Origin of the sequence: Lentilitoribacter sp. EG35 (genome assembly GCF_040784015.1) — a bacterium.
Classification (GTDB): Bacteria; Pseudomonadota; Alphaproteobacteria; order Rhizobiales; family Rhizobiaceae; genus Lentilitoribacter.
Window position 1 is genome coordinate 837,723 of the sequence record NZ_JBFNGQ010000001.1, and the last position, 10,237, is coordinate 847,959.

General features: G+C 44.3%; 6 protein-coding genes. 5 read left to right on the forward strand and 1 reads right to left on the reverse strand.

The window, feature by feature from the left end:
- The first annotated feature begins 168 nt into the window (after window positions 1-168).
- Window positions 169-4,386: a DNA-directed RNA polymerase subunit beta' gene (gene rpoC / locus AB2J24_RS03895; RefSeq protein WP_162652237.1), complete on the forward strand. Its 4,218-nt coding sequence runs from the start codon at window positions 169-171 to the stop codon at window positions 4,384-4,386.
- Between the two features lie 786 nt (window positions 4,387-5,172).
- Here the strand turns inward: rpoC and AB2J24_RS03900 are convergent.
- Window positions 5,173-6,498, reverse strand: coding sequence for a trypsin-like peptidase domain-containing protein (locus AB2J24_RS03900; protein WP_367384491.1), 1,326 nt, complete (start codon window positions 6,496-6,498; stop codon window positions 5,173-5,175).
- A gap of 463 nt (window positions 6,499-6,961) precedes the next feature.
- On the opposite strand from AB2J24_RS03900, the gene rpsL reads away from it, so the two are divergent.
- From rpsL to AB2J24_RS03920, 4 genes are all read left to right on the forward strand, one after another.
- Window positions 6,962-7,333 carry a 30S ribosomal protein S12 gene (rpsL, locus tag AB2J24_RS03905; protein ID WP_162652235.1) on the forward strand — a complete coding sequence of 124 codons (372 nt, stop codon included), beginning with the start codon at window positions 6,962-6,964 and terminating at the stop codon, window positions 7,331-7,333.
- 93 nt (window positions 7,334-7,426) lie between these two features.
- On the forward strand, window positions 7,427-7,897 hold the full coding sequence (gene rpsG / locus AB2J24_RS03910) for a 30S ribosomal protein S7 (protein ID WP_162652234.1): 471 nt from the start codon (window positions 7,427-7,429) through the stop codon (window positions 7,895-7,897).
- Window positions 7,898-7,929: 32 nt separating this feature from the next.
- Entirely contained in the window at window positions 7,930-10,026 is a 2,097-nt protein-coding gene (fusA, locus tag AB2J24_RS03915) for an elongation factor G (protein WP_162652233.1), read from the forward strand.
- An 84-nt stretch (window positions 10,027-10,110) separates the two neighbouring features.
- Window positions 10,111-10,237: GTP-binding protein (locus AB2J24_RS03920; RefSeq protein ID WP_367384521.1), on the forward strand; the 127-nt coding region annotated here is incomplete at its 3' end.

Consider the following 10,237-nt stretch of genomic DNA (forward strand, 5'->3'; position numbering starts at 1 on the left):
TGTGGCAGAGGATTAAGCTCTGCCGCACTATTCATCATTGTTCACTTTGCGAGTTTTTAAGTGGGCGAGGGCCGTTATCGGTCGTTAGGATTTCAGTGGTATTACGAGCCGGAGCGTAAAGCGGCCTAATACGACAAAACGGGGCGAAGCCTCACGAAGGAGACATACATGAACCAAGAGGTCATGAATCTTTTCAATCCAACCGCGCCAGCGCAAACCTTTGATTCAATCCGGATTTCTATTGCTAGTCCGGAAAAAATTCTATCATGGTCGTTTGGCGAGATTAAAAAGCCTGAAACAATCAACTATCGTACGTTCAAGCCTGAGCGCGATGGTCTATTCTGCGCTCGTATCTTTGGTCCAATCAAAGATTACGAATGCCTGTGCGGTAAATATAAACGCATGAAGTATAAAGGCGTTATCTGCGAGAAGTGTGGCGTTGAAGTTACGCTTGCACGTGTTCGCCGTGAACGCATGGGTCACATTGAGCTGGCTGCTCCTGTGGCACATATCTGGTTCTTGAAATCGCTTCCTAGTCGTATCGCTACTTTGCTTGATATGACTTTGAAGGATATCGAGCGCGTTCTGTATTTCGAAAACTATATCGTAACAGAACCTGGTCTTACATCCCTTGGAGAACAACAGCTTCTTTCTGAAGAAGAATATATGCTTGCAAGTGATGAGTTCGGTGAAGATACATTTACTGCGATGATTGGTGCGGAAGCTATTTTTGAATTGCTTGCGTCTATGGATCTTGTTGAAATTGCAGGCCAGCTTCGTGCGGATCTAGCAGAAACAACATCTGAGCTTAAAACCAAGAAATTCATGAAGCGTCTCAAAGTCGTTGAAAACTTCATTGAATCTGGTAACCGTCCGGAGTGGATGATCCTGAAAATCGTTCCAGTGATTCCGCCGGATCTTCGTCCATTGGTTCCGCTAGATGGTGGTCGTTTTGCGACATCCGATTTGAACGATCTTTATCGTCGTGTGATCAACCGTAACAACCGCTTGAAGCGTCTTATGGAGCTTCGTGCTCCTGGAATCATCATCCGAAACGAGAAGCGCATGCTTCAAGAATCTGTTGATGCTCTGTTTGATAATGGTCGTCGTGGTCGTGTGATTACTGGTGCTAATAAACGCCCGCTGAAATCACTATCAGATATGCTTAAAGGTAAGCAGGGTCGTTTCCGTCAGAACTTGCTCGGTAAACGGGTTGATTATTCTGGTCGTTCGGTGATTGTGTCTGGTCCTGAGCTGAAACTACACCAGTGTGGTTTGCCTAAGAAAATGGCTTTGGAACTTTTCAAACCATTTATCTATGCTCGTCTTGACGCTAAAGGCTTTTCTTCAACAGTGAAGCAAGCCAAAAAATTGGTTGAGAAGGAAAAACCAGAAGTTTGGGATATCCTCGATGAGGTTATTCGTGAGCATCCGGTTCTACTAAACCGCGCGCCTACATTGCACAGATTGGGCATTCAAGCATTTGAACCTACCTTGGTTGAAGGTAAAGCTATCCAGCTTCATCCGCTTGTATGTACAGCCTTTAATGCCGACTTTGATGGTGACCAAATGGCGGTACACGTACCGCTATCACTGGAAGCACAGCTTGAAGCTCGTGTCTTGATGATGTCAACAAACAACATCTTGCACCCGGCCAATGGTCAACCGATCATCGTGCCTTCGCAAGATATGGTTCTCGGTATCTATTATCTATCAATCATGAACTCGAACGAGCCTGGCGAAGACATGGCCTTCTCTGATATGGGTGAATTGCACCACGCGCTGGATAATGGTGTTGTGACACTTCATGCAAAAATCAAAGGTCGTTTTAAATCAGTTGATGAAGAAGGTAATCCAACTTCTGAAATTGTTGAAACAACACCTGGCCGTATGATCATTGGTGAATTGCTTCCGAAGAATGCCAAAGTCGTATTTGATGTTTGCAATCAGATTATGACTAAGAAGAACATTTCGAAAATGATCGATGATGTTTATCGTCATTGTGGTCAGAAAGAAGCGGTTATCTTCTGTGACCGTATCATGCAACTTGGCTTTAAACATGCTTGTATGGCTGGTATTTCCTTCGGTAAGGATGACATGATCATCCCTGATTCTAAGAAAACTATTGTTTCCGATACTGAGACAATGGTTCAGGATTATGAGCAGCAGTATAATGACGGTCTGATCACCAAAGGTGAGAAATACAACAAGGTCATTGATGCTTGGGGTAAAGCCAACGAAAAAGTAACCGATGAGATGATGGATCTTCTTAAAGCGGTTGTTTTCGATGAAGATGGTCGTCAAAAGCAGATCAACTCGATTTACATGATGAGCCACTCTGGTGCTCGTGGTTCTGTGAACCAGATGCGTCAGCTTGGTGGTATGCGTGGCCTTATGGCTAAACCTTCTGGTGAGATTATCGAAACTCCGATCATCTCAAACTTTAAAGAAGGCTTGACTGTGAATGAGTACTTTAACTCCACTCACGGTGCGCGTAAGGGTCTTGCCGATACTGCGCTTAAAACGGCTAACTCCGGTTACCTGACACGTCGTTTGGTTGATGTTGCTCAGGATTGCATCATCACTCAGCCTGATTGTGGCACTGATAAGGGTCTTACAATGACACCTATCGTTGACGCGGGTCAGGTTGTTGCGCCGATTGGTCAACGCGTCTTGGGTCGCACGATCCTTGTGGATGTTATCAACCCGGCCGATGGTAGTGTTCTGATCCCTGCAGGTCGTATGGTTGACGAGGCGGATGTTATCAAAATTGAAGCGGCTGGTATTCAGTCGATTGAAATTCGTTCTCCGCTTACATGTGTATTGCAAAACGGTATTTGCGGCACATGTTATGGTCGTGACCTTGCACGTGGTACAAAAGCAAATATGGGTGAAGCTGTTGGTGTTATCGCAGCGCAATCCATTGGTGAGCCGGGTACTCAGCTTACTATGCGTACGTTCCACTTGGGCGGTACTGCGACAGTGGTGGATTCATCTTATATGGAAGCCTCGTATGAGGGGACTATCCGGATGAAGAACCGTAATATGGTTCGTCACAAAGACGGTCACTTGGTGGCTATGGGTCGTAATATGTCTGTCCAGATCATCGATGAAACTGGTGCAGAGCGCGCGTCACAACGTGTTAGTTATGGTTCTAAAATCTTTGTTGATGATGGTGATGCGGTTAATCGCGGTCAGCGCCTTGCTGAATGGGATCCGTACACACGCCCAATCATGACTGAGGTCACAGGTACGATTGACTTTGAAGATGTGGTTGATGGTGTTTCCGTTCTGGAAAGTGCTGATGAAGCAACGGGTATCACAAAGCGTCAGGTTATCGATTGGCGTTCTACGCCGCGCGGTGCTGATCTTAAGCCTGCAATTGTCATCAAAGACAAAGACGGCAATGTTGCAAAACTGGATCGTGGTGGCGAAGCTCGGTTCCTGCTTTCAGTGGATGCGATCTTGTCTGTGGAACCTGGTCAGAAAATCACTGCCGGTGAAGTGATTGCACGTTTCCCGATGGAAAGTGCAAAAACGAAAGATATTACTGGTGGTCTTCCGCGTGTTGCTGAACTCTTCGAAGCACGTCGTCCGAAAGATCATGCGATTATTGCTGAAATTGACGGTACAATTCGTTTTGGCCGCGATTACAAAAACAAGCGTCGCATTATCATCGAGCCAGCGGAAGAGGGTGTTGAACAGGCCGAATATCTCATTCCAAAAGGTAAACCGTTCCATCTGCAGGATGGTGACTTTATCGAAATGGGTGAATATATCCTCGACGGTAATCCAGCACCACATGACATCTTGGCTATTAAAGGCGTTGAGGCTTTGGCTTCTTACCTCGTTAATGAGATTCAGGAAGTTTATCGTCTGCAGGGCGTGTTGATCAATGATAAGCACATTGAGGTGATTGTTCGCCAGATGCTGCAAAAAGTTGAGATCACAGAAAGTGGTGATTCAACATATATCCCTGGTGATAATGTTGATAAGCTTGAGCTGCAAACGGTCAACAAGCGCTTGGAAGAAGATGGTCGTAAGCCTGCATCTGGTAACCCTGTTCTATTGGGTATTACCAAAGCTTCGCTTCAAACGCCTTCCTTCATCTCAGCGGCATCGTTCCAAGAGACAACGAAAGTTCTTACAGAAGGCGCAATTGCCGGTAAGACCGATACACTACAAGGTCTTAAAGAGAACGTTATCGTGGGTCGCTTGATCCCAGCAGGTACGGGTGGCCAAATGAGCCAAATCCGCCGTGTCGCATCTCAACGTGATGAGCTTATTATCGAAGATAAGAAAGCAAATACTCAAGTTGAAGAAGCAGCTCCAATGCTGGAAGAACTAAGCGGCGATGCTACACCAGAGGAAACTCCGGCTGAGTAAGATTAGCTTGGATATTTGGAACCCCGTCAGCAATGGCGGGGTTTTTATTTGATAATAGATTTTTTGAATGAAGTTCAGTATCTATTTATAAGAGTACACACAGAACAGTTTCTATGCTAGCGTTGTGTTATCGAATACTGTAGGACAGAATAACTATTAAGAGTTGTTAGAGTCGTCTACCATGAGATGTTTTCGTTTAATTATTCTTGCCACCGCCTTGGTGTTAATGAACTTAAAGTCCGTTGTAAGTTTTGGTCTGGACAGTAATTGGAACACGCTAGAGTATGTTAATGAGCGTTTTTCCAATTTGACGTCGAGAATGTATGATTCCGCGCATGGAACGCAGATTTATTACACTTCAAGTAATGGACGGGTTTATTTAGTTTATCCTGGAAATTCTATTGTACTAAAAGGTCACTGGAAAGCACGTATGGGAGGTGTACCTACTAATAGGTTCGTGGAATTATGTTTTAAATACGGCTCAAATACCTACAATCCATCTACTAAGAGACGCGGTGGTAATTGGGCCTGCAGGTCGGCTGCTGGACCTTTACGAAGAAATAAGGAAATGTATAGAGGCGATGTATTGAATCTTCAGAAGATGAATAAATTGCCGGCTGTATTGCCACGTGGAAGGAAACTTTCTATTTCAAATGTAATGAAACGATTTAAAATTCGAGGAAAACGCGGTCGAAATTTGGCAAGATAGTCGTCCATCTTTCCCTGTATACCAAAATCCTGTTGGGAACTTTTAAAAATGTTATACATTGATTTTATTGATGGTCCTCAAAACTGCACAATAATCGGAATAAGCATATTCTCGCGATAGACCATAAACCTAGCAATGCCCTCTGCTTCATGTACAAGGCGATCACATACTTGCCTGCTTGCCGCGAATTCATCATTAACGGCCACGATCACATCTCCTTGCATTAGGCCAGCCATTTCCGCCGGTGAACCTTCGTCGAGTTTGTGAATGAAGATGCCTTTGACTTTTTCTGGAATGTTATCACTTTCAGATATTGGTCTGACATTTATGCCAATTGAGTTGAGGCCAGAGACTGGTGTTATGTTTAGCGCTCGTGCATGGACTATTATTGTCTCAGGTGGTTTACCTTCTCGCAAATAGGTAAACTCAAGTGGTGTTTCTGCTTCGCTGACACCAATCCAAGCACGTAAGCTGTCTGCTGTGGTGACATGTCTGTTGTTGAATTTGGTGATAACATCACCCGCTTGGAGACCTGCAATATCTGCTGGCGAACCTTCTTCAATACGAACTATTGTTGCACCATCCCAATTATCTATTCCAACGCGTTTTGAATCCTCTTCTGAAACGTGATTAATGACGATGCCAACTGCACCACGTCGAACTTCGCCGAACTTTTCAAGCTGTTTGGCGACAGAAAGCGCCATTCTTGACGGGACAGAAAAGCCAATGCCAATGCTGCCGCCTGATTGCGAAATGATTGACGTGTTAATACCGATAAGCTCGCCTTTACTGTTTAAAAGTGCGCCGCCAGAATTTCCTGAATTAATGGCTGCATCTGTTTGAATGAAGTCATTCAGGCTCGCGCCACCGGAATTGCGCGACAAGCCGCTGATTATGCCAAAGGTCAGCGTTTGTTCCAAACCGAGCGGATATCCAAGTGCAAAAACGACATCACCAACGCGACTAAGATCGGAATCGGCAATTTGAATTTGGTTCGGTAATGGGTCTGTCTTTAGTAGAGCAATATCTGATGGGGCATCTGTTCCAACCAATTCTGCATCCAACCACCTGTGATCAGCCAATTGGATACGAAAACGGTTACTTCCTGCCACGACATGTGAATTTGTGATGATTAAACCTTTTTGCCCATTGATAATTACGCCGGAACCAACTGACTTTGGGATAAAACTTCCATTTGCAGAAGATGAACCTGAATGTATGAGTGTAACGGATTTGAATGCCGGATTTAAAACATTTGAAAAACTTAGCACCCCGCGTTTCTCATCATAGGGTAGGGAACCTGGTAACCCTTGCGCTAATGCAAAAGAATAAGACAATGTCAGGAGTATCACTGAGAGGGCGATTGCTATTATCGTTATTAAATATGTCATCAGTTTTTTCATGTCATAAATCCTGGTTTTTCCGTTGTCGGGCTACTACTCCGTCATATTGTGTCAAATATATTTTCGTTGTCGTCTCTACGGTAATGAACATCGGCTAAGATTGCACATCAACTCGAAACGCAATTTTGTGAATGAGCTGTGAGTTCGCCATAGAGATAAAAAACCAAAAAAAAGTGCGATAAGTGTTGACGAACATAGTCGTTAGCAGTAATTACCGATCATCAAAGCAAAAGTGAGTCCACTTTGTTCGGCGCGACGCGCGCTGGAAGAGGTCTCAAACTAGGCTTAAATCGCATTGTTAAAGTCATTGCTGCACACATGATGCTTCTGCATCCTCTGTATTATATTGGGGCCTTCCGTTATTAAAATGGATATAGGCCTCATATTGCGCATGGTGATAACGATTTTGAAAAAGCGCCTGATAACTTGAAGGTGCGAAACGAAATTTGAAGGATAGGTTAATATGCCTACAGTAAACCAGCTAATTCGTAAGCCTCGCAAGGCACCGATTAAGCGTTCAAAAGTTCCGGCAATGGAGCAAAACCCACAAAAACGTGGTGTTTGTACTCGTGTTTATACAACAACTCCTAAGAAGCCTAACTCAGCGCTTCGTAAAGTTGCCAAGATCCGTTTGACCAATGGTTTTGAGGTTATCGGCTATATTCCTGGTGAAGGCCATAATCTTCAAGAGCACTCTGTTGTGATGATCCGCGGCGGCCGTGTGAAAGATTTGCCGGGTGTTCGTTATCACGTCATCCGTGGTGTTCTTGATACGCAAGGTGTTAAGGATCGTAAACAGCGTCGCTCTAAATATGGTGCGAAGCGTCCTAAGTAAGATTTTAATTAAGCGGGCTTGAGCGAGTAATCGTCTCGAGCCTATCAAATATTGGCCTGTTGTTTAGGTCCTAAGAATTGAAAGACTAGATATATGTCACGTCGTCACAGTGCAGAAAAGCGCGTTATCAACCCTGATCCAAAGTTCGGTGATTTGGTTGTGTCAAAATTTATGAATGCAATTATGATGCACGGTAAAAAATCCGTCGCTGAAACCATTGTTTATGGTGCCTTCGATCAGGTTGAAGAAAAAGCTAAATCTGAGCCAGTTGCTATGTTCCATCAGGCGCTTGAAAATGTCGCTCCACACGTTGAGGTCCGCTCTCGTCGCGTTGGTGGTGCAACATATCAGGTTCCTGTAGATGTGCGCCCAGAACGTCGTCAGGCTCTTGCTATTCGCTGGTTGATCGCTGCTGCTCGTAAGCGCAACGAAACAACAATGGTTGAGCGCCTTTCAGGTGAGCTTCTAGATGCTGCAAACAACCGTGGTTCTGCTGTTAAGAAACGCGAAGACACTCACAAAATGGCTGAAGCTAACCGTGCTTTTGCTCATTATCGCTGGTAATTTAATACACGTTTTAAAAAGAGGCCCCTCCCATGGCTCGTGGATACCCAATTAAAGATTATCGTAACTTTGGCATCATGGCTCACATTGATGCTGGTAAGACTACAACAACCGAACGTATCCTGTATTACACAGGTAAGTCGCATAAAATCGGCGAAGTTCATGATGGCGCAGCCACAATGGACTGGATGGAGCAAGAGCAAGAGCGTGGTATTACTATTACGTCTGCTGCGACAACGACTTTCTGGGATAATGAGCGTACTGGTAAGAAATGCCGTTTCAATATCATTGATACTCCTGGCCACGTTGACTTCACGATTGAAGTTGAACGTTCATTGCGTGTTCTTGATGGTGCTATCGCGCTTCTAGATGCCAATGCTGGTGTTGAGCCTCAAACTGAAACTGTTTGGCGTCAGGCTGATAAGTATAACGTTCCTCGTATGATCTTCTGTAACAAAATGGATAAGATTGGCGCGGATTTCTATCGCTCATACGATATGGTTAAGTCACGTTTGGGTGCTGTGCCTGTTGCTGTTCAACTTCCAATCGGTGCTGAAGATCAATTTGCAGGTGTTGTCGATCTCATCGAAATGAATGCCATTGTGTGGCGTGATGAGTCACTCGGCGCTGCTTGGGATGTTGTGGAAATTCCCGACGACCTTAAGGAAAAAGCTGTTGAATGGCGTGAGACAATGATCGAGCAGATCGTTGAAATCGATGATGAGGCAATGGATGCTTATCTTGAAGGTAATATGCCTGATAACGATAAGATCCGTGAGCTTATCCGTCGTGGTACGATCGATGTATCTTTCTTCCCAATGTTCTGTGGTACGGCATTTAAAAACAAAGGTGTTCAGCCTTTGCTTGATGCAGTGGTTGATTTCCTTCCTTCTCCAATTGATATTCCAGCTATTGCCGGTATTGATGTTAAAACAGAGGAAGAAACAACACGCCCTGCTTCTGATGAAGAACCACTTTCAATGCTCGCATTTAAAGTTATGAACGATCCGTTTGTTGGTTCATTGACGTTTGCTCGTATCTATTCTGGTTCAATCAATAAAGGTTCGTCTGTTCTTAACACCGTTAAAGATAAGCGCGAACGTGTTGGCCGTATGTTGGAAATGCACTCAAACTCTCGTGAAGATATCGATGTAGCCTATGCTGGTGACATTGTGGCTCTTGCTGGTTTGAAAGAAACAACAACTGGTGACACTCTTTGTGATCCGCTTAAGCCTGTTATTCTTGAGCGCATGGAATTCCCTGATCCGGTTATTCAGATTGCGATTGAGCCTAAGACTAAGGGTGACCAAGAAAAAATGGGTATCGCACTTAATCGTTTGGCGGCTGAAGACCCATCATTCCGCGTTAAATCTGACGAAGAATCCGGCCAAACTATTATTGCTGGTATGGGTGAGCTTCACCTTGATATTCTTGTTGATCGTATGCGTCGTGAATTTAATGTTGAAGCGACTGTTGGTGCGCCTCAGGTTGCTTATCGTGAAACAATCACGAAAACGTATGAAGCTGACTACACACACAAGAAACAATCTGGTGGTACTGGTCAATTTGCGCGCGTTAAAATCATCTTTGAACCAAATGAACAAGCTGAAGAGTTTGAGTTTGTTTCAAAAATTGTTGGTGGTAACGTTCCAAAAGAATACATTCCTGGTGTTGAAAAAGGTATCCAGAGCGTTCTGACTTCTGGTCCGCTTGCAGGATTCCCGATGCTTGGTGTTAAAGCGACGTTGATGGATGGTGCATACCATGATGTTGACTCCTCTGTTCTTGCGTTTGAGATTGCATCTCGTGCGTGTTTCAGAGAAGCTGCTCCTCGTGCTGGTGCTCAATTACTTGAGCCAATCATGAAGGTCGAAGTTGTAACACCTGAAGATTATGTTGGTGATGTAATTGGTGATTTGAATTCACGTCGTGGTCAAATCCAAGGTCAGGAAACACGCGGTGTTGCCGTAGTTATCAATGCTCACGTTCCTTTGGCGAACATGTTCAAATATGTTGATAACCTACGTTCTATGTCTCAGGGCCGTGCGCAATATTCAATGGTCTTTGATCACTATGCGGCTGTGCCAAGTAATGTATCACAAGAGATTCAAGCGAAATACGCTTCTTAATTCATCTGAATTGAAGCAAAATGAAGTTTGTTCCGCAAATTCAGAGAATTTTGGAACGTCTAGAAAAAAAACGGAGAGCCGCATATGGCAAAGGAAAAGTTTGAGCGCAATAAGCCTCACGTAAACATTGGCACGATTGGTCACGTTGATCATGGTAAAACGAGTTTGACAGCTGCTATCACGAAATTTTTTGGTGATTTTAAAGCTTACG